18 protein-coding genes and 1 pseudogene are annotated in these 19187 nt (G+C 70.1%); 13 read left to right on the top strand and 6 right to left on the bottom strand.

The annotated features are described in order from the left end of the window. Positions 1 to 116 precede the first annotated feature (116 nt). From ACFYRX_RS19405 to ACFYRX_RS19385, 5 genes and pseudogenes are all read left to right on the top strand, one after another. Positions 117 to 647 (top strand): DUF5134 domain-containing protein, encoded by a 531-nt coding sequence (locus ACFYRX_RS19405; protein WP_389101114.1) that lies wholly within the window; start codon positions 117 to 119, stop codon positions 645 to 647. Between the two features lie 47 nt (positions 648 to 694). Then, positions 695 to 1366 carry a phosphatase PAP2 family protein gene (locus ACFYRX_RS19400; RefSeq protein ID WP_389101113.1) on the top strand — a complete coding sequence of 224 codons (672 nt, stop codon included), beginning with the start codon at positions 695 to 697 and terminating at the stop codon, positions 1364 to 1366. Then, positions 1363 to 1882: pseudogene (locus ACFYRX_RS19395) on the top strand (hypothetical protein). Before ACFYRX_RS19400 ends, ACFYRX_RS19395 begins: the two are co-directional and overlap by 4 nt. Positions 1883 to 1891: 9 nt before the next feature. Next, the gene (locus ACFYRX_RS19390; RefSeq protein WP_389101111.1) at positions 1892 to 2584 is read left to right on the top strand and encodes an HAD family hydrolase; all 693 of its coding nucleotides are present in this window, start codon (positions 1892 to 1894) and stop codon (positions 2582 to 2584) included. A 213-nt stretch (positions 2585 to 2797) separates the two neighbouring features. Further along, the gene (locus tag ACFYRX_RS19385) at positions 2798 to 3472 is read left to right on the top strand and encodes a TetR/AcrR family transcriptional regulator (RefSeq protein WP_389101109.1); all 675 of its coding nucleotides are present in this window, start codon (positions 2798 to 2800) and stop codon (positions 3470 to 3472) included. Here the strand turns inward: ACFYRX_RS19385 and ACFYRX_RS19380 are convergent. Beyond that, on the bottom strand, positions 3460 to 4962 hold the full coding sequence (locus tag ACFYRX_RS19380; protein ID WP_389101107.1) for an LVIVD repeat-containing protein: 1503 nt from the start codon (positions 4960 to 4962) through the stop codon (positions 3460 to 3462). The genes ACFYRX_RS19385 and ACFYRX_RS19380 overlap by 13 nt on opposite strands. 110 nt (positions 4963 to 5072) lie before the next feature. Here ACFYRX_RS19380 and ACFYRX_RS19375 point away from each other — a divergent pair, with 110 nt between their 5' ends. Next, positions 5073 to 5726: a DUF305 domain-containing protein gene (locus tag ACFYRX_RS19375; protein ID WP_389101105.1), complete on the top strand. Its 654-nt coding sequence runs from the start codon at positions 5073 to 5075 to the stop codon at positions 5724 to 5726. A 79-nt stretch (positions 5727 to 5805) separates the two neighbouring features. Here ACFYRX_RS19375 and ACFYRX_RS19370 read toward each other — a convergent pair whose 3' ends face one another. Next, positions 5806 to 6267 (bottom strand): DUF6214 family protein, encoded by a 462-nt coding sequence (locus ACFYRX_RS19370; RefSeq protein ID WP_389101103.1) that lies wholly within the window; start codon positions 6265 to 6267, stop codon positions 5806 to 5808. Positions 6268 to 6456: 189 nt separating this feature from the next. Between ACFYRX_RS19370 and ACFYRX_RS19365 the strand changes: the two genes are divergently transcribed. Both ACFYRX_RS19365 and ACFYRX_RS19360 read left to right on the top strand, forming a co-directional pair. Further along, positions 6457 to 7794 carry an FAD-dependent oxidoreductase gene (locus tag ACFYRX_RS19365; protein ID WP_389101101.1) on the top strand — a complete coding sequence of 446 codons (1338 nt, stop codon included), beginning with the start codon at positions 6457 to 6459 and terminating at the stop codon, positions 7792 to 7794. A 105-nt stretch (positions 7795 to 7899) separates the two neighbouring features. Then, the gene (locus ACFYRX_RS19360) at positions 7900 to 9288 is read left to right on the top strand and encodes a nucleobase:cation symporter-2 family protein (RefSeq protein WP_389101099.1); all 1389 of its coding nucleotides are present in this window, start codon (positions 7900 to 7902) and stop codon (positions 9286 to 9288) included. Here the strand turns inward: ACFYRX_RS19360 and ACFYRX_RS19355 are convergent. Continuing rightward, on the bottom strand, positions 9208 to 9561 hold the full coding sequence (locus ACFYRX_RS19355; RefSeq protein WP_389101097.1) for an ArsR/SmtB family transcription factor: 354 nt from the start codon (positions 9559 to 9561) through the stop codon (positions 9208 to 9210). The genes ACFYRX_RS19360 and ACFYRX_RS19355 overlap by 81 nt on opposite strands. Positions 9562 to 9680: 119 nt before the next feature. Here ACFYRX_RS19355 and ACFYRX_RS19350 point away from each other — a divergent pair, with 119 nt between their 5' ends. Next, entirely contained in the window at positions 9681 to 10760 is a 1080-nt protein-coding gene (locus ACFYRX_RS19350) for an NADH:flavin oxidoreductase/NADH oxidase (protein WP_389101095.1), read from the top strand. A 69-nt stretch (positions 10761 to 10829) separates the two neighbouring features. On the opposite strand, the gene ACFYRX_RS19345 is transcribed toward ACFYRX_RS19350, so the two are convergent. Continuing rightward, positions 10830 to 12134, bottom strand: a complete 1305-nt coding sequence (locus ACFYRX_RS19345) for a PHB depolymerase family esterase (protein ID WP_389101093.1) — start codon at positions 12132 to 12134, stop codon at positions 10830 to 10832. A gap of 708 nt (positions 12135 to 12842) precedes the next feature. On the opposite strand from ACFYRX_RS19345, the gene ACFYRX_RS19340 reads away from it, so the two are divergent. Then, a complete protein-coding gene (locus ACFYRX_RS19340; RefSeq protein WP_389101092.1) occupies positions 12843 to 13820 on the top strand; it encodes a polysaccharide lyase family 1 protein in 978 nt (325 codons plus the stop codon). 47 nt (positions 13821 to 13867) lie between these two features. Then, the gene (locus ACFYRX_RS19335) at positions 13868 to 14671 is read left to right on the top strand and encodes a pectate lyase (protein ID WP_389101090.1); all 804 of its coding nucleotides are present in this window, start codon (positions 13868 to 13870) and stop codon (positions 14669 to 14671) included. A 63-nt stretch (positions 14672 to 14734) separates the two neighbouring features. Here the strand turns inward: ACFYRX_RS19335 and ACFYRX_RS19330 are convergent, their stop codons facing one another. Continuing rightward, positions 14735 to 14923, bottom strand: a complete 189-nt coding sequence (locus ACFYRX_RS19330; RefSeq protein ID WP_389101088.1) for a hypothetical protein — start codon at positions 14921 to 14923, stop codon at positions 14735 to 14737. 80 nt (positions 14924 to 15003) lie between these two features. On the opposite strand from ACFYRX_RS19330, the gene ACFYRX_RS19325 reads away from it, so the two are divergent. Beyond that, positions 15004 to 17025 (top strand): HEAT repeat domain-containing protein, encoded by a 2022-nt coding sequence (locus tag ACFYRX_RS19325; protein WP_389101087.1) that lies wholly within the window; start codon positions 15004 to 15006, stop codon positions 17023 to 17025. Positions 17026 to 17112: 87 nt separating this feature from the next. Here ACFYRX_RS19325 and ACFYRX_RS19320 read toward each other — a convergent pair whose 3' ends face one another. After that, positions 17113 to 17700: a hypothetical protein gene (locus tag ACFYRX_RS19320; protein WP_389101085.1), complete on the bottom strand. Its 588-nt coding sequence runs from the start codon at positions 17698 to 17700 to the stop codon at positions 17113 to 17115. Positions 17701 to 17984: 284 nt separating this feature from the next. Here ACFYRX_RS19320 and ACFYRX_RS19315 point away from each other — a divergent pair, with 284 nt between their 5' ends. After that, on the top strand, positions 17985 to 19070 hold the full coding sequence (locus ACFYRX_RS19315; protein ID WP_389101083.1) for a WD40/YVTN/BNR-like repeat-containing protein: 1086 nt from the start codon (positions 17985 to 17987) through the stop codon (positions 19068 to 19070). Positions 19071 to 19187: the final 117 nt, after the last annotated feature.

Below are 19187 nucleotides of genomic sequence, written 5' to 3'. Positions count from 1 at the left end.
CCGAAGCCTCTGACCTGCCGTGCTCCGTCGCACGCTCCCCGCGTACACCCTTGCGCTCGATTGCGCGCCGCATGGCCCGGGCATTCCTTGACCGACCGTCGAGCGGGGAGGTGGGCGTGCACGGACCGGCTTCTTCCGGCTGGCTGCTGGTGGCGCTCTGCGCGGCGACCGGGGCGTACTGCCTGCTGCGGATGCGCAGCAGCGTCGAGGAACAGCGCCGGGCCGCGGGCGGCGAGGCACTGATGGGCTTCGGGATGGCCGCGATGGCCGTGCCGGCGGCCGTGTTCAGCCCGCCGTCATGGGCCTGGCCCCTCTACACGGCCGTGTTCGGCGGGGCCGCGCTGCGCGCGTTGTGGGCGGCTCGCACGAGCAGCCATCATCTGCACCATCTGGTGGGCGCCTCGGCCATGGTCTACATGGCAGTGTCGATGGCGTCGTCCCCCGGGCACCACGGTGGTTCGGGAGTCCCCGTCGTGACGGGGGCACTGCTCCTCTACTTCGCGGGATTCGTTCTGCTGTCCGGTGTCCGTCTGATACCGGTGACCGCGGGCGGCGGAGCCGTCGGCTGGGGCGACCGGCCCGAACTCGCGCGCGCGTGCCGGCTCTCGATGGGCATCGCGATGGTGGCCATGCTGTTGACCCTCTGAACGACCGGGATTCGCCTCGAACCGCCCCCGTCGGCGAAAATCGCACCATGCACACCCCGTCCGTCGACTCCCTGCCCCGTCCGCCGGAGCACCGGACCGCGGCCCGTGTCACCGGTGTCCTCGCCCTGTGCTCGGTGCTGCTGCTCGTGCTGATCGCCGCCAAGTGGCATCCACTGCTCAGCGTCGACGGCGACATCGCCGACACCACCCATGACTGGGCGGTCGACGAACCCGGGCTCACCCATGTCTTCCGCATCCTCACGGACTGGGTCTGGGACCCCTGGACGATGCGCATTCTGTGTGCGGTCGCGGTGGTCTGGCTGGTGTGGCGGCACAACGCCCGCTGGACGGCCGTGTGGTTGGCGGCAACATGTGCGCTGGGCACACTGGTCCAGCAGGTCCTCAAGGCCGCGGTCGGCCGTGAGCGCCCTGTCTGGCCGGACCCCGTCGACACCGCGCACTTCGCGGCCTACCCGTCGGGTCACGCCCTGACGGCCACGGTCGTCTGCGGCCTGCTCCTGTGGCTCCTCCGGCGCTACGGCGTCGGTCGCGCCCTGCGGCGCACGGCCCTGGCGATCGCCGTGATCTCCGTCGTGGGTGTGGGGCTGACCCGCGTCTGGCTGGGCGTCCACTGGCCCTCCGACGTCCTCGGCGGCTGGCTCCTGGGCGCGATGCTGGTGACGCTGGCGGTGACGGTCCACCAGCGGTACCGGCCGTGAACGACGGCCCGGCCCGGACCTACGGGTATGTGGGCCCACCCGAGCTGCGCTCCACGGTGCGGCGGGACAGGGAGGGCCGGGCCATCCGTTCCGCCGCCGACCTCGCCGCCTGGCTGTCCGGGCCAGGGGCGGCCGACGTTTCGGAGCCCTTCACCTTCGTCGTCGCCCTCGACGGCCTGCTGCGGCTCGCGCCCCGCCGCAGTGAACACGTGGCCTGCGCGGGCGGGCATGGACGTACTGGCCGCCGGTGAGATGGGATTCGCCCGGGCCGCGGGCCGCTGGGCGGTCCACGAGGTCACCAGGCACTCCACGGGGTACTGCCCGGACCTCGACTCGTGGCAGGCGGTCGGGTGCGCGCTCGACCGGGCCGGCGTCGAACACCCCGGCCGGTTCACACACGAGGTGGTGTTCCGGCGCTGTGAGACGTGCGGGGAGCGGGGAATCGTGCGGGAGGAGGACTACGTCTGCGTCTTCTGCGGAGGTGAGCTGCCGATCGGCTGGAACGCGGGCCCGTAGGATCACCGTATGACCGCCGTGCTGTTCGACTTCTCGGGAACCCTGTTCCGGATCGAGTCCACCGAGTCCTGGTTGCGGGCCGGCCTCGACGAGGCGGAACTCTCCCTTCCCGAAGCCGAGTTGGTGCGGGCCGCGCAGGAGCTGGAGCGCGTGGGAGCGTTGCCGGGCGGGGCGGCGTCCGCAGTGGCGATGCCGGACGAGGTCGCCGCCGTATGGGGAGTCCGGGACGAGAGCGCCGCACTGCACCGGGCCGCCTACACCGGGCTCTCACGGCAGGTCGCACTGCCTGACCCCGGCCTGCACGACACGTTGTACGACCGTCACATGTCCCCCGCGGCCTGGCAGCCGTACCCCGACGCCGCCGAGGTGCTGCGTGCGCTGCGCGAGCGCGGCATCGCGGTGGGCGTGGTCAGCAACATCGGCTGGGATCTGCGGCCGGTCTTCCGCGCGCACGGGCTCGACCCGTACGTGGACGTGTATGTGCTGTCCTACGAGCACGGCATCCAGAAGCCGGACCCCAGGCTGTTCAAGACCGCCTGCACGGCGCTCGGCGTCGAGCCCGGGGACGTTCTGATGGTGGGTGACGACCGGCGGGCGGACGGCGGCGCGGCGGCCCTGGGGTGCGGTGTGCACTTCGTGGATCATCTGCCGGTGGCGCGGCGGCCCGACGGGCTGCGGCCGGTCCTCGACCTCGTGGGCTGACATCCGGATCGGCATCAGAAAGATGTCCGAAAACCGGGTGGTCACCCCGCCGTGAAGGTCGCCTGAGGACACCATTGGGGCGAATGCTCGCCCACCCTGGACGATCCCCCGCGTCGCCCAGAGCAGGCGGCAGCCCCGACCAGGCCTTTCGCGGGCCGGTCCGGACACCCTGAGTATAGTTGGCTGATAGCCAGTCAACGCAGGAGTTACAGCATGTCCCCGCGCAGCGCCTCGGTCAATGAAGAGTTGCGCCGTCGTTCCCGGGAGCGGCTCCTGCAGGCGGCCCTCGAGGTCGTCTCCGAGCGCGGCTACGAGGCCACGACCCTCGGCGACATCGCGGACCGGGCCGGTTCGGCACGCGGTCTGGTGTCGTACTACTTCCCCGGAAAGCGTCAGCTGGTGCAGTCCGCCGTGCACCGGCTCATGCACCGCACGCTCGAGGAGGCCCTGGAGCGCGAGCCGCGCACCGAGGACGGCCGCGAGCGGATGGCGCGGGCCATCGACGCGGTTCTGGGTCTGACCCGGGAACGGACGGTACTGATGCGCCAGCACATGGCGGGGCTGCTGGACACCGACGGCTTCGTGGAGTGCCCGGAGCAGCAGCGCCTCGCCGAGCTGCTGCGGGACACGATGCAACGGCACGGTTCGCAGGAGGTCGACGCCGACTACCCGATGCTGCGCTCACAGCTCATGGGCGCGGTGTACGCGATGGTCCTGCCGAACGTCCCGATACCGCTGGCGACCCTGCGCGCCGAGTTGTTCACGCGCTACCGGCTCGACTGGGAGCAGGGCGTCCCGCCGGGCACCGGCGTACCCGACGGGACGTACGACAACGATCTGTCGCGATTCTTCGAGACGGGCCGGGAGCCCCGGGGTCAGTCGAAGTAGTCCGGCTGCGTCTGGACGTTGAGCTCCTTCAGCCGCACCTTCCTGGCCGGATCCGTACGCCGGTCACTGAGCTTGAGGACGTCGAAGCCCTTGGCGATGTCGTTCGAGTAGATGTAGCCGTTGTAGTAGTACGCCGACCACGCTCCGCCGGTCTGCATGGTGGTGGTGTTAAGCGGGCCGCGCTCGAAGTAGCCGATCTCCCTGGGCTTCGCGGAGTCGGTGAAGTCCCAGACGGAGACACCGCCCTGGTACCAGGCCTGGACCATGATGTCCTTGCCCTTGACCGGGATCAGCGAGCCGTTGTGCGCAACACAGTTCTCGGTGTCGGCCTGGTGGCGGGGGATCTTGAAGTAGCTGCGGAAGACGAGCTTGCGTTTGTCGCCCTTGCCGACGATGTCGTAGATGCCGTCGGCGCCGCGGTTCGGTCCGATCGCCGCGTTGCAGGTGGCCGCGCCGCCGCCGCCCAACTCGTCGGTGAAGACGACCTTGTTCGCCTTCTGGTTGAAGGTCGCCGAGTGCCAGAACGCGAAGTTCACGTTGTCCTGCACGCGGTCGATGACCTTCGGGTGCTCCGGGTCCTTGATGGAGAACAGGATGCCGTCACCCATGCAGGCGCCCGCCGCCAGGTCCTTGTCCGGGAGCACCGTGATGTCGTGGCAGCCGGTGGTCTTGCTGACGCCCGGGTTGGTGGGCGAACCGGGGTTGCCGCCGCCGTCGGGCCCCTCGCCGGGGAAGAGCACCGGGAAGTTCACGACCGCCGCCTTCTCGGGGGCGTCGCGGGGCACCTTGATGACGGAGATGCCGTCGTGCGGCGGCTGGCAGTCCGGGTACGTGGCGCTGGGCGAGTACGAGGAGACGTAGAGGTAGACGTTCCTGCGCTCGGGGACGAGCGTGTGGGTGTGCGAGCCGCAGGCGGTCTCCACGGCGGCGACGTACTTCGGGTTCTTCTTGTCGCTGATGTCGAAGACCTTCATGCCCTCCCACGACGACTTCTCGGTCGCGGGCTGCGTGGTGCTGCTGCAACTGCTGTCGCTGCGCGAGGAGTCGGTGGACAGGAACAGCAGGTTCCCGGAGACGGAGATGTCGTTCTGCGAGCCGGGGCACAGGACCTGGGCGATCGTCTTCGGCGCCTTCGGGTTGCTGATGTCGAAGACGCGGAAGCCGTCGTAGTTGCCGGAGAAGGCGTATCGGCCCTGGAAGGCCAGGTCCGAATTGGTGCCGGGCAGCGCGTCCTTGGGGATGTTGACCAGGTGTTCGATGTTGCCGGAGTGGACGATCTCGTCCTGGCCGGGTATCTCGCCGTCGGCGATCGCGGCGCGCACCTCGGCCGCGGTGCTCTTGGACACTCCCTCGCTCGCGGTCGGGCCGTCCCCGGGGTCGGGGGTGGCGGCGGCCGGTCCTGCGGTCAGCAGCGCGGCCAGGAGACCCGCGGCGGCCGCGGCAACTCCCAGGCGTCTGTGCCGGGTTCGGGGGTTTCTCGACAGGATCACTGTTTCCTCCCTGTGCGATTCTTGTGGAACGCTTCACGCACCCCCGCAGTATCGTCTTCACCATGCACAGATCAACAGAGGGCAACGAGACTGTAATGAAGGGACCATGGATGACACCTGTGCTCTTCCGCCGCGCGCCCCACGCGACGGTCACCCTGGTCGCTCTGGCAGCCCTGGCCCTCGGGGGCTGCGACTCCGGCGCGGATTCCGGGGCGGCCCCGGCGACCGGGCCTTCGGTCCTGGTGCCGGGAAAGCCTGGCGAGGCGAATCAGACCCTGTCGGCCCAGGACGCGCAGGAGCAGCGGGCCGACGACGACACGCCCAACTCGGCGGACGTCTCGTACGCGCGGATGATGATCGAGCACCACACCCAGGCACTGGAGTTGACCGAACTGGCTCCGGAGCGGGCCGAGTCGGCGAAGCTGAAGGCCCTCGCCGAACGGATCTCGGCCGCCCAGGGGCCGGAGATCGACGCGATGCGGGCCTGGCTGAAGGAGCACGGCCAGTCCGGGAAGAGCGGCGCCCACGAGCACGCGTCGATGCCCGGCATGGCGACCGAGGCTCAGGTGAGGAAGTTGCGTGCGGCGAAGGGAACGGCGTTCGACCAGCTCTTCCTCACCCTGATGATCACTCACCACGAGGGAGCGATCACCATGGCCACGGACGTCAAGGGCCAGGGCAACAACATCAGGATCGAGGAGATGGCCGACGACGTGGTCGCCCAGCAGACGAGCGAGATCAACCGGATGCGGGGCATGTTGTGAGCGGGGCCGTTCCGCGAACCGGGCTGCTCCGACAGCCGGTTGATCCTGCGAACCGACAGGTCCCGGCGAACCGCCTTGTTCAGCGCCGTGCGTGACGTGGTGTCAGAAAGCCCGCGTCGCGCGCCTGGGAGATGAGCCTGAGCGACTTGCGGCGGCTGTGTCCGGTCGCGCACATCACCGCCAGGACCGGATCGACGCCGTCGTCCTGAGCCGCCCGGTACTCCAGGGCGATCAGCCGGCGCCCCTCCATGCCACGCGGCCAGGCCGGGCGAGCACGACGCGGTCCGGCTCCCGCCTCGGCCTCCGCCCCGGGCTCCAGCCCGCAGGCCTCGAAGAGCGGCTCCTCGATCCAGTCCGCGAGCGCGCCCAGGTCGTCGAGCGACAGTGCGGGCATCGCCCGTACGTCCTCCAGGCAGACGCCGTCCTCGGCGACCACGGCGAGCGCGTCGACCCGCGCGCCGTCGGAGAAGACCAGCCGGACGTTGAACCACGTCATGGAGTCCGCGTCCTCCCGCACTTCCCACGCGGGCCACACGGACACGCTGCCGTCCGTCGGACAACGATCAGAAAGATTAAAAAAGGATGTTTCCAGCACACACGCAAAGTAACCGCATGATCACATTCCATACGAACGGACACGCACGCCGGGATGACCCCGGCACCCTGTCAGAGCAGCACCGGCGGTGCGATCCTGGAAGTGTCAGCGACTCCTAGGTCAAGGAGTTCCGCCGTGTTGCGTGTCGCCGTTGTCGGCTCCGGGCCGAGCGGGTGCTACACCGCCCAGAGCCTCGTCCAGCAGGATCCCGATGTGCTCGTCGACGTCCTGGACCGGCTGCCGTGCCCCTACGGACTGGTGCGCTACGGCGTGGCACCGGACCACGAGAAGATCAAGTCGCTCCAGAACAACCTGCGGGGAGTCCTGGAGCACGAGCGGGTGCGCTTCCTCGGCGGGGTCGAGATCGGTCCGGGCGGGGTGCCGGCCGGGCGGCTGCGCGAGCTGTACCACGCCGTCGTGTACTGCGTGGGCGCCGCGACCGACCGGCATCTGGGCATTGCGGGCGAGGATCTGCCGGGCAGCTGGTCGGCGACCGAGTTCGTGTCCTGGTACAGCGCGCACCCCGACGCGACGGCCGACGGTTTCGTGGCCGGCGTCCGGTCCGCGGTGGTCATCGGAGTGGGGAACGTCGCGGTCGACGTGACGCGGATGCTGGCGCGCGGGGTGACCGAGCTCAGCCCCACCGACATTCCCCAGCCGGCACTGACCGCGCTGGCGGCCGGCCGGGTGGCGGACGTCCACATGGTGGGCCGGCGCGGCCCCTCCCAGGCCCGTTTCACCACCAAGGAGCTGCGCGAGCTGGGTTCGCTGCCGGACACCGAAATCGCCGTGGACGCCGAGGAGTTGGCGCTGGACCCGGCCTACCTCGACCCCGCCGCCCTGCCCGCGCCGCAGCGTCGGAACGTGGAGGTGCTGCACGGCTGGGCGGGAGCCGGCCCACGGCCTTCGCCCCACCGGATCTCGCTGCGCTTCTTCCTGCGTCCCGTCGAACTGCTCGCCGACGGCGGGCGGGTGGGCGCGGTCCGCTTCGAGCGGACGGCACCGGACGGACTCGGCGGCGTGACCGGCACCGGCCAATTCGAGGAGATCGAGGCCCAGTTGGTGCTGCGGTCGGTGGGCTATCTCGGAGTCCCGCTGGAGGATCTGCCGTTCGACCCCGCCACCGGGACCGTGCCCCATCTCGCCGGGCGGGTACTGCGCGAGGGCGTGGTCGCACCGGGCGAGTACGTGGCCGGCTGGATCAAACGGGGCCCGACGGGCGTCATCGGCACCAACCGGCCGTGCGCGAAGGAGACGGTGACATCTCTGGTGCAGGACGCCTCCGCGCTCGTACACAAAGATCTGCCGGGCGATCCGCTGGCCGCGCTGCGGGCAGCGGGGATCGAGCCGGTGGAATGGGCAGGGTGGTGCGCCATCGAGCAGGCAGAGGCAGAGCTCGGCGCATCCCTGGGCCGAGGCGTGGTGAAGCTCCCCGACTGGCAGTCACTGATGAACGCCGCCCACGGCACTTAGGGGCGCGGGGAACTGCGCGAGCAACCACCGACAACCCGCACCCGGCAACGAACCCGCAACACCTCGGAAATCAACATTCTGTTCAACACCTCTACGGTCTCGGACATGGCCCAAACCACCCCTGTGCACCCCGTGGACGAAGTACCCCCCGTCCGCCAGCTCGCCGCCTTCGGCCTCCAGCACGTCCTCGCGATGTACGCCGGCGCCGTGGCCGTCCCCTTGATCGTCGGCGGCGCGATGAAACTGTCGCCCGCGGACCTGGCGTACCTGATCACCGCCGACCTCCTGGTGTGCGGCATCGCCACGCTCATCCAGTGCGTCGGATTCTGGCGTTTCGGTGTACGGCTGCCGATCATGCAGGGCTGCACCTTCGCGGCCGTGTCACCGATGGTGCTGATCGGGACGACCGGCGGCGGACTGCCCGCGATCTACGGCTCGGTGATCGTCGCGGGACTGGCGATCATGCTGCTCGCTCCGGTCTTCGGGAAGCTGCTGCGCTTCTTCCCGCCGCTGGTCACGGGCACGGTGATCCTGATCATCGGTCTCTCCCTGCTGCCGGTCGCGGGGAACTGGGTCGCGGGCGGCGTCGGCTCCGCGGACTTCGGCGCGCCGAAGAACGTCGCACTGGCCCTGTTCGTACTGGCGGTGGTGCTGGGTGTGCAGCGGTTCGCACCCGCCTTCCTGAGCCGGATCGCCGTACTGATCGGCATCGTGGTGGGGCTGGCGGTGGCGATCCCCTTCGGGTTCACGGACTTCGGCGGGGTCGGCGACGCCGACTGGGTCGGGATCAGCACACCGTTCCACTTCGGGGCACCCACCTTCGAGTTCTCGGCGATCGTGTCGATGCTGGTCGTGGCGCTGGTGACGATGACGGAGACCACCGGTGACCTGATCGCGGTCGGCGAGATGACGGATCGCGGGATCGAGCCGCGCTCCCTCGCGGACGGCCTGCGCGCCGACGGCCTCTCCACCGTGCTCGGCGGGGTGTTCAACACCTTCCCGTACACGGCGTACGCGCAGAACGTCGGCCTCGTCGGGATGACCCGGGTGCGCAGCCGGTGGGTCGTCGCCACCGCCGGCGGCATCCTGGTCGTGCTGGGACTGTTGCCCAAGTTGGGCGCCGTGGTCGCGGCCGTACCGGCGCCGGTGCTCGGCGGGGCGGGTCTGGTGATGTTCGGGACGGTGGCGGCAAGCGGCCTCAGGACCCTCACCCAGGTGGACTTCAAGGGCAACAACAACCTGACGGTGGTGGCCGTCTCGGTGGCCATGGGCGTGCTGCCGGTCGGCGTCCCGACGATCTACGCGAAGTTCCCCGACTGGTTCCAGACGGTGATGAACAGCGGGATCAGCGCGGGCTGCCTGACGGCGATCGTGCTGAACCTGCTCTTCAACCACCTGCCCTCGAAGGCCGGTTCAGTTGCTCCGGAGGCGGGCGGCCTGCCGGGCGGCGGCGTCGAGGAGGGTGTCGAGAAGCCCCGGGAAGAGATCGTCTAGGTCGTCCCTGCGCAGGCCGTTCATCTTGGCGGTGCCCCTGTAGTCCTGCCGGAGCACTCCGCTCTCGCGCAGCACCCGGAAGTGGTGGGTGCTCGTCGACTTGGTGACGGGCAGATCGAAGTGCGAACAGGAGAGCTCGCCGCTGGCCGCGGCGAGCTCTCGCACGATCTGCAGGCGCAACGGGTCGGACAACGCGTGCAGCACTGATTCCAGCCGGATCTCCTCGCGCACCGGATGCGGCAGGTCACGGCTGCTGACGGCGGGGGTGGTCACGGCGACTCCACTGCTCGGGGACCTCCATTGTACGAGAGGTATCGTAGTTTGACACATGACGTACTACGATGCCTATCGTACGAGTCGACCCACCGGTCCCGTGACGAATGGAGCCCGCCGTGAGCGCACTCTTCGAGCCCTTCACCCTGCGCGACGTGACGATCCCGAACCGGGTGTGGATGGCGCCGATGTGCCAGTACTCGGCCGCGTCGGAGGGGCCCGACACGGGGGCACCGAACGACTGGCACTTCGCGCACTACGCGGCCCGCGCGGCCGGCGGCACGGGCCTGGTGGTCGTGGAGGCCACCGGGGTCAGCCCCGAGGGCCGCATCTCCCCCCAGGACCTCGGCATCTGGAACGACACCCAGGTCGAGGCGTTCCGCCGCATCACACGCTTCCTGGTCTCCCAGGGCACGATTCCGGGAATCCAGTTCGCCCATGCGGGCCGCAAGGCCTCGACCGACCGGCCATGGAAGGGCGGCGCGCCGCTCGCCCCGGACGCGGGCGGATGGCAGCCGCTGGGCCCGAGCGCGCTCGCCTACAACGAGGACCACCCGGTCCCGACCGAGCTGACGACCGATCAGATCAGGGAGATCGTCGGTCAGTTCGCGGACGCGGCCCATCGCGCCCTCGCCGCCGGGTTCGAGATCGCCGAGATCCACGGCGCCCACGGCTATCTGATCGGCAACTTCCTCTCCCCGCACTCGAATCGGCGGACCGACGAGTACGGCGGCTCGTACGCGAACCGCACCCGTTTCGCGCTGGAGGTCGTCGACGCCGTGCGCGCGGTGTGGCCCGAGGACAAGCCCCTCTTCTTCCGCGTCTCGGCGACCGACTGGCTGGAGGAGGGCGGCTGGACGCCGGACGACACCGTCCGCTTCGCCCACGACCTCCAGGCTCACGGCGTCGACCTTCTGGACGTCTCCAGCGGCGGCAACGCCTCGGGGGTCCGTATCCCGGTCGGCCCCGGCTACCAGGTCCCCTTCGCCGCCCGCGTCAAGGCGGAGACCACCCTGCCGGTCGCCGCGGTCGGCCTCGTCACGGACGCCGAGCAGGCCGAGAAGATCCTCTCCAACGGCGAGGCGGACGCCGTTCTCCTCGGCCGTGAGCTGCTGCGGAACCCGTCCTGGGCTCGGCATGCGGCGCGGGAGCTGGGCGGGGACGTGCGGGTGCCGGACCAGTACCACCGGTCGGTCTGAGCCGGGCGCCCCGCCGTCCGGCGGGGCGCCTGCACACTGCGCGGCAGGACCGTGATGACGGGTGAGCGCTCAACTCGACGTGCAGACCTTCCCGTTGAGCGTGAAGCCGCCCGGCGCCGCACTGTTCCCGGTGTGGTTCGCCTGATAGCCGATGGAGACGCTCGCGTTCGGCGCGATGGTGCCGTTGTACGACGCGTTCGTCGCCGTCACCGCTCCGGACGTCGGGGCGTACGTGGCACCCCAGCCGTTCGTGATGACCTGGCCGGCGGGCAGTGTGAAGCCGAGTTGCCAGCTGCCGATGGTGGTCGTCCCCGTATTGGTGAGCGTCACGGAGGCCGTGAGGCCCGTGTTCCAGGCGTTCGTCGTGGCCGTCACCTTGCAGGCGCCCGGCGGGGGTTGGGGTGCCGGGCCCGAGCTGTCGAGGCCGAAGAAGGTGAGTGCGCGGGCCGCCATGCCGTTGGCGTAGAGGTTGTGGCCGACGCCCTGGAGGCTGATCGCCTCGACGGGGGCCCGGTCACCGGTGGCGCCGTAGCGGGTGCGGGTCCAGCCGGAGACGGGCGAGTCGGTGGCGGCCGGCGTCTGGCCGACTCCGAGGACGTTGGTCCACTGCTTGATCTCCTCCCCGAAGTTGGGGTAGCGCAGCACGTCGTCCTCGGTGCCGTGCCACACCTGCATGCGGGGCCGGGTGCCGGTGTAGCCGGGGTAGGCGGCGCGCACCAGGTCGCCCCACTCCTGTGGGGTGTGGGTGATGGTGCCGCCCGAGCACGCGCTGTTCCACTCCGAGCCGTCCGTCGTCGCGAAGCAGCCGAAGGGGACGCCCGAGAAGGCCGCGCCCGCCGCGAACACGTCCGGGTAGTCGCCGAGCAGGACGTTGGTCATCATCGCGCCGGAGGAAATGCCGGTGGCGTAGATCCTGCTGGTGTCGGCGGAGTACGCGCTGACCGTCCAGTCGATCATCGACTTGATGCCGACGGGGTCGCTGCCGCCGCCCCGCTTCAGCGCCTGGGGCGAGGAGACGTCGAAGCACTTGCTGGACCGGGTGACCGAGGGGTAGATCACCACGAAGCCGTAGATGTTGGCCAGTTGGGCCCATTCCGTGCCGTTGTACATGGCCGGTCCGGAACCGGTGCAGTAGTGCACGGCCACCACGACCGCGGGATGCGCGGTGACGTTGTCCGGCACGTACAGGTACATCTGCAGGTTGCTGGGGTTCGTGCCGAAGCCGGTCACCTCGGTGAGGGTCGCGGTGGGGACCGCCCCGGTGCGGGCCGAGGCGGAGGGTGCGGTGAGGAAGGCTGCCGCCAGTAACGACAGCAGGGCCAGCAGCACCGAACTCAGCGGTCTGCTCGTCGTGTTGCGGGGGGTGGTGGACACGGCCTTGCCCCTTTCGTTCAGCAGGAGGAGTTGGTCAGGGTCAAAACGGCGAGAGACGCCGCGGACAGAGGTGCGGCGGTTCTTGTGCGCGATTCTTGGACCCGGTTCTTGTGCGCGGTTCTTGGGCACGGCCTCTTGTGCGTGGTCTCTAGTGCCGGAAGTCCGTGGGTCCTTCACGGAGACGATCGGGTGGTCGGCGCCGGGCTCGGAACCGATCAGCCGGCCGGTCGAGGGCCAGGTGAAGGAACCGGGCAGCGGGTCCGCCCGCTCGACCGGGGCGGCCGGTCTGTGGGCCGAGGCAGTGACTCTTGGTTCAGGCAGAGTGAGCACCAGCCCGGTGATGAACGTACGCATGTGTGGGATCGCCACCGACTCGCCCCTCTCGGAAGTCCGCGGAAATCTCTCGGAAGGGAAGCGTCCGGCGAGCATCGTGGCATGCACATGGCCGCCATGGAAGCGCTCCCATGCGTCGAAAGAATTCGCTCGCACGGGGCCCCTGTCGCTCACCCGGGTCGCGGAATGTCTTCTGCGCAAAGCGTTGACTAGAAAGCGCTTGCCCCCTACGTTCCGTTCAGTGATGTGACCAGTCCGTGGCGAACGGACTGGACATCACTGTCCTGCACTGCGCATGTCGTTCAACATGGCGAACATTCTTCACGTACATGTCCGACCAAGTACCACGCAGGCACCACGAAGGGACGCACCCGCATGCGTACTCGCCCCCCACGTACACACGCGCAAAGATCTGCCCTGGCCGCCGGTGCGGCCGCGCTCGCGACGGCGGCCGCCCTGGCCGTCCCGCAGCCGGCCGGGGCCGCCGAGACCTCCCCCATCGGTTTCGGCGCCGGAACCACCGGCGGCGGCAGCGCCTCCGCGGTCACCGTCTCCACCCTGAGTGCCTTCAAGACCGCCGTCACCGGCAGTACGGCGAAGGTCGTCAAGGTCAGCGGCCTGATCACCCTGAGCGGCTCGGTCGACATCGGCTCCAACACCACGGTGCTGGGCGTCGGCTCCTCGTCCGGGTTCACCGGCGGCGGGCTGCGGCTGAAGAAGGTCACCAACGTCGTCGTCCGCAACCTGAACATCAGCAAGCCGCTCGCGCCCGCCGACGGCATCGAGGTGCAGGCCTCGACGAAGGTGTGGATCGACCACAACTCCTTCTCGGCGGACCGTGATCACGACAAGGACTACTACGACGGTCTGCTGGACATCAACCACGCCTCGGACAACGTCACGGTGTCCTGGAACACCTTCAAGGACCACTTCAAGGGCTCGCTCGTCGGTCACAGCGACAACAACGCGAGCGAGGACACCGGACATCTGAAGGTGACCTACCACCACAACTGGTTCAACAACGTCAACTCGCGCATCCCCAGTCTGCGCTTCGGCACCGGGCACTTCTACGACAACTACGTCGTCGGGGCCGAGACCGCCGTCCACTCGCGCATGGGCGCCCAGATGCTCGTGGAGAACAACGTCTTCCGGAGCACCGGAGTCGCTGTCACCACGAACCGGAACAGTGACGTCGACGGGTACGCCAACCTGCGCGGCAACGACCTCGGCGGAGCCGCCACCGAGGTCTCGCAGGTCGGCACCTTCACCACCGCTCCGTACGGCTACACCGCCGAGCCCGCCTCCTCCGTCGTCGCCTCGGTGACCGGCGGCGCGGGCGCCGGAAAGCTCTGACCACCCCCCACCCGTCCACCCCCCGACATGGAAGAAGGATTCGGGACATGACTTCTTCGGTACGTCCACGCGCGCGTACGCGCGCACTGACAGGCGCCGCGGCCGCACTCGGCCTCTCGGTTGGCATGATCATGACCCTCAATGCGCCGACGGCCACCGCCGCCACCTGGCCCACCGCCAACGGCAGCCAGGCGGTCTCCTCGACCATCGAACTGTCCGGCACCAAGGACTACGGGATGAAGCGCCTGTACGGCACGGGCGACCTGGGCACGGACAACCAGGACGAGGACCAGGGGCCGATCCTGAACCTGGCCGCGGGCACGGTCCTGAAGAACGTCATCATCGGCTCCCCCGCCGCCGACGGCATCCACTGCGCGGGCAGCTGCACCCTGCAGAACGTGTGGTGGGAGGACGTCGGCGAGGACGCGGCGACGTTCCGCGGCTCCTCCTCGTCCAACGTGTACACCGTCTCCGGCGGTGGCGCGAAGTCGGCGAGCGACAAGGTGTTCCAGTTCAACGGCGCCGGGACGCTCAACATCTCCAACTTCGCGGTGCAGGGCTTCGGCACCTTCGTGCGCTCCTGCGGCAACTGCTCGACGCAGTACAAGCGGACGATCAACCTCAACACCATCGAGGCGACCTACTCGGGGAACAAGCTCGTCGGCATCAACACCAACTACGGTGACAGCGCGACCCTGAAGAAGATCACGATCGTCGGCGACTCCGGCAAGAAGATCATCCCGTGCCAGAAGTACATCGGGAACAACTCCGGCAAGGAGCCGACCACGAACGGCTCCGGCCCCGACAGTACTTACTGCAAGTACGCGACGTCCGACATCACCTACAAGTAACCCTTCGCAGGTGAAGGCGGCCGTACGAAGCGTCCCCGCACGGCGCTTCGCACGGCCGCCGTGTCATGTGCGGAGCGGGGCCTGGGGCACGAAGTGCGACAACTCGCCCTGACGCAGGGCGCGGACGGTCGTCCGGACGCGGCCGTCGCCCGGCTCAAGGACCTGACGCTCCAGGCCTCTCTCCTCGTCCGGCACGCCCCGTCCGCCGCCGCTCGGCGAGAACGGAACCGCTCCCCTGTCCGGATCGCTCACAGTCACCTCCTGATTCCGGTTCGTTGTCAGTCCCGTGGTGCAGACTCCGATGAGTTGGCACTTCGCCTGGGGAGGACAACGTGTTCACGGGGATCGACGAGGTCGACTGGGCCTCGCTGCGGCATGCGTACGGCAGCGCGGAGGATGTGCCCGGGCTGCTGCGGGGGCTCGCCTCCGTGGACCCGGTCGAGCGGGAGAGGGCCCTCGACGGTATGTACGGCGCCGTGCACCACCAGGGAGATGTGTACGACTCGACGCTGGCCTGCGTGCCCTTTCTGCTCGCGCTCGTGGCGAGCGGGCAGGTGGCGGACCGGGCCGGCATCGTCGAACTCGTCGTCAGTATCGGAGCGGAGTGCGAGGGCCGGGGCAGCGCCGTCGAGAGCGGCCTCTACGCGCGGGCCCGGGTCGGCGTGCGCGCCGGCGCCGAGGTGTTCGTCCGGCTGACGGGGGACGCCGACGCCTCCGTCCGCCGGGCCGCGCCCGGGGCACTCGTACGGTTCCTGGACGAACCGGACCGCGTGCTGGGCCTGTTGCGAGAGCGCTTGGCACTGGAGCGGGACGAACGGGTCCTGCTCGCTCTCACCGAGAGCCTGGGCCTTTTCGTACGACGGCGTCCCGAACACGCGGCCGAGGCACTGGAGTTGCTGACTGCGCGAAGTTCCGCGCCCTTCGACCCGGGGCTGCGGCTCGCCGCCCTCGGCCAGCTCGCCGTCTGTGCTCCCGACCGGCTTCCGCCCGACCTGGTGCCGGTCGCCGTCGGGCTGCTCAGGGAGCGGTCCGCGCGGCCGGTCCACCGGCGTGACGGCGTCGACTGCCCCCACTCCGGCACCCTCGTGAGCCGGCTGCGACGACTGCGGCCCTCGGACGAGGAGGGCTCGCAGTTGCTGCGGACCCTGCACCGCGGGCTCGGTGACCGGCTCGACGCGCGCAAGGCCCTCCTCAAGGGCCAGTTGACCAGTCCGGACTCTGTCGACCGCTGCAACGCCGTGTGGATGGCGGCGGGGCTCCTGCGCGAATGGCGCGCCGACTGGACCGAGCCGGTGTCGCTGATCGGCGCCCAACTGGGCGCCGACGAGGGCAGGTTGCGTGATGCCGCGGTGTCCGTTCTGGAGGATCTCTTCGGCCTGGCCGCTCCCGCCGCCGACGATCTGGCAGCCCTGGTGACCTCCCGGCCCGATCTGTGGGTACGGCGGTGGGAGCGCGGGGCGCCGACACTGGGCGGCGCACTCAAAGCCCTTGCCAGGAGCGGGGATTCCCGTGCCACGCCCGTCCTCGCGGAAGTGCTGGCCGGGCCTGTCGTCCCCGACGACCTGGGGCAAGTGATCGGCCATCTCGGCCCGGCCGCGGCACCGCTCGCGCCCGTGCTGCGCCGCAGGCTGGGCGAGGTTCCGCGGGACTCCTCCAGGATCTTCGAACGGGCTGTGCCCCTGCTGGCGGCGCTCACCGCGCTGGGTGACGAGGGTGCCGTACCAGAGGTGCTGAGACTCCTGCGTGGGCTGCCGGCGGGTCTGCGGCAGCGGGACGCGGTGGTGGAGGCGGCACTGCACGCGCTCGGCAGGATCGGGGGAGCGGCGGCCTCCGAGGTCATACCGGTCCTGCGTGGGCTGCTGGAGACAGCACACGCGGCCGTCGCCGCGAGCGCGCTGTACGCCGTGGAGGGGGACGTGACGGTCGTACTGCCCGTGCTGATCGGCGAGTTGGCGCAGGGGCGGCCTCGGCGCCGGGCGGCCTCGGGGGCTCTGGCACGGCTCGGGTCGGCGGCGGGTCCGGCGCTGCCGGGGCTGCGACCGCTGCTCCGGGCCGAGGACCTGTGGGAACGCGTGTCCGCCGCGGACGCGGTCTGGCGGATCTCCGGGGACGGGGACCTGTCCGCGCCGGTCCTGCGAGCGGCCTGGACGGAGGATCCGTCCGCACGCCGGACCGTCACCTCCTGCCTCGCCGCCCTGGGGCCCGCGGGAGCGCCGCTGCACGATCTTCTGCGTGCGGAACTGGCCGCTCGTCGACGGCATCTGGCGTCGCCGTCCGGTGGGCACGGCAGCCATGACGTACTGGAGGACGAGCGGCTGGTGCGGGCCTGCCGGGAGGTGCTGGCCGGCCGGTAGGGAGCGCCGCGGGCAGGAGGCGGCCCGTCGGCGGTGACTCACTACCGGTCGAACCCCCGGCAGTGAGTCGCCTTCGGCCCGCCGGTCCTATCTCCCGTCGGCCCGCCTTCCGCCCCACAGCGGCCCGAAGTACGCCCAGTCCGCGTTCCACTGGTCGAGGCGGCGGCGCTCCATACGGCCACGGAGGACTCGGCCGCCCACGAAGGGAATGGCCGCCGTACTGACGCCGACCAGGATGCCGATCATCGCGGCACGGATCTGAGCCTGGCCCTCGGTGGCGGGCTGGGTCATCAGGCGGCCCTGGGCATCGGTCCAGACGGTGACCGGGGTGCCCTGCGTACTGCCGGGGTCGACGCGGACCTGGCCCGTGTGAGCCGAGCCGTCGGCCCCGGTCCAGGCCACCTCGCCCCACACCCGCTCACCGCTCGACGTGCCCGGGTCGGCCGTACCGGGTGCCTGCTCGGACAGCCGGGCCACGACGGGCCGCCATTCCACGCGCTCCAGTGCCAGCTGGTGCTCGACGGACCGGCTGACCGCCAGACCCGCCACCACCCCGGCCAGCACGGTGAGCAGCCAGGCACCGAGTACGACCCACGCCTCGACGGTGTCGGCGCGGCGTCTGAGCGGGTTGCGCCGCCACCGCCACAGCCAGACCTTGTGACCACGGAACGCCATCGAGGGCATCCTCCTCATGAGCGACGGGCGCATGAACATGCTGGACCGACCTCCCATACGGGAGAGTCGACCCCGATGCTCACGGCTCACGGCGAGTTCTCCGTCACGACGGTCCCACCGGCCGGCCGGCCCCGCGGCAATCTTTTCGAAAGCCGCCCCCAGATCGCCGCGGCCCGTTACCCTCGCCGCCCTGACCTGCGGTGAAGCCCTTTCCAGAGGTGACTGTCAGTGCCGGGGTGCAGACTGGCCGGTGCTGGGACAAAGACGTCACGGAGGAGATCGGCATGACCGGAAAGCTGCTTGCCGTGGGGACGCGCAAAGGTCTGTTCATCGGGCGTGAGCGCGGCGGCACCTGGGAGTTCGACGAGAGCCCGTACTTCAACGCGCAGGCCGTGTACTCGGTCGCGATCGACACCCGGGGAGCGCGTCCGCGGCTGCTGGCCGGCGGCGACAGCGCGCACTGGGGACCGTCCGTGTTCCACTCCGACGACCAGGGCCGCACCTGGACCGAGCCCGCCCGGCCCGCGGTGAAGTTCCCGAAGGACACCGAGGCCTCGCTGGAGCGGGTCTGGCAGCTGCACCCGGCGGCCGCCGAGCCGGACGTGGTGTACGCGGGCACGGAACCGGCCGCGCTGTACCGATCCGAGGACCGCGGGGAGAGCTTCGAGCTCGTGCGGCCCCTGTGGGAGCACCCGACCCGTTCGAAGTGGGTGCCGGGAGGCGGCGGTGAGGGCCTGCACACCGTCCTGACGGACAAGCGGGATCCGCGCGCGGTGACGGTGGCCGTGTCCACGGCCGGGGTGTTCCGCACCAAGGACGGCGGCGAGAGCTGGGAACCGGCCAACTCCGGTGTCTCAGCGGTGTTCCTGCCCGACCCGGACCCGGAGTTCGGCCAGTGTGTGCACAAGGTCGCCCGCGACGCGGCTGATCCGGACCGGCTGTATCTCCAGAACCACTGGGGTGTGTACAGAAGTGACGACGCGGGGACGCGCTGGACGGACATCGGTGAGGGGCTGCCCTCCACCTTCGGATTCGCGGCGGTCGCGCATCCCCACCGTGGTGACACCGCGTACGTCTTCCCCATCAACGCCGACGCGGACCGGGTCCCCGCCGACCGCCGATGCCGGGTCTTCCGCACGGCGGACGCGGGCAGGAGCTGGGAGCCGCTCACCGCCGGGCTGCCGCAGGAGGACCACTACGGCACGGTGCTGCGGGACGCGATGTGCACGGACGACGCGGACCCGGCCGGCGTCTACTTCGGCAACCGCAACGGCGAGGTGTACGCCTCGGCCGACGACGGCGACAGCTGGCGGCAGTTGGCCTCCCATCTGCCGGATGTGCTGTGTGTGCGGGCGGCGTTGGTCGAGTGACCCGGACCGGGCCATGGGCGGGCCGACAGGTGCGGCGCCCGCCGTGGCACCGGGGTCGAGGCTGCCTGCACTCGGCGACCGGTGTGGTGACGCGGTCGGGGGGGGCGGCCGACGTGA

The organism is Streptomyces sp. NPDC005374, from assembly GCF_042872225.1.
GTDB lineage: Bacteria > Actinomycetota > Actinomycetes > Streptomycetales > Streptomycetaceae > Streptomyces.
Note: the sequence above shows the minus strand (reverse complement) of the source record. Positions and strands in the feature narration are given on the sequence as shown.

Coding starts and splice junctions, on each gene's coding strand:
- ACFYRX_RS19400 (WP_389101113.1), top strand. CDS start 695: ATGCACACCCCGTCCGTCGACTCCCTGCCCCGTCCGCCGGAGCACCGG.
- ACFYRX_RS19390 (WP_389101111.1), top strand. CDS start 1,892: ATGACCGCCGTGCTGTTCGACTTCTCGGGAACCCTGTTCCGGATCGAG.
- ACFYRX_RS19385 (WP_389101109.1), top strand. CDS start 2,798: ATGTCCCCGCGCAGCGCCTCGGTCAATGAAGAGTTGCGCCGTCGTTCC.
- ACFYRX_RS19375 (WP_389101105.1), top strand. CDS start 5,073: ATGACACCTGTGCTCTTCCGCCGCGCGCCCCACGCGACGGTCACCCTG.
- ACFYRX_RS19360 (WP_389101099.1), top strand. CDS start 7,900: ATGGCCCAAACCACCCCTGTGCACCCCGTGGACGAAGTACCCCCCGTC.
- ACFYRX_RS19340 (WP_389101092.1), top strand. CDS start 12,843: ATGCGTACTCGCCCCCCACGTACACACGCGCAAAGATCTGCCCTGGCC.
- ACFYRX_RS19335 (WP_389101090.1), top strand. CDS start 13,868: ATGACTTCTTCGGTACGTCCACGCGCGCGTACGCGCGCACTGACAGGC.
- ACFYRX_RS19320 (WP_389101085.1), bottom strand. CDS start 17,700: ATGGCGTTCCGTGGTCACAAGGTCTGGCTGTGGCGGTGGCGGCGCAAC.
- ACFYRX_RS19315 (WP_389101083.1), top strand. CDS start 17,985: ATGACCGGAAAGCTGCTTGCCGTGGGGACGCGCAAAGGTCTGTTCATC.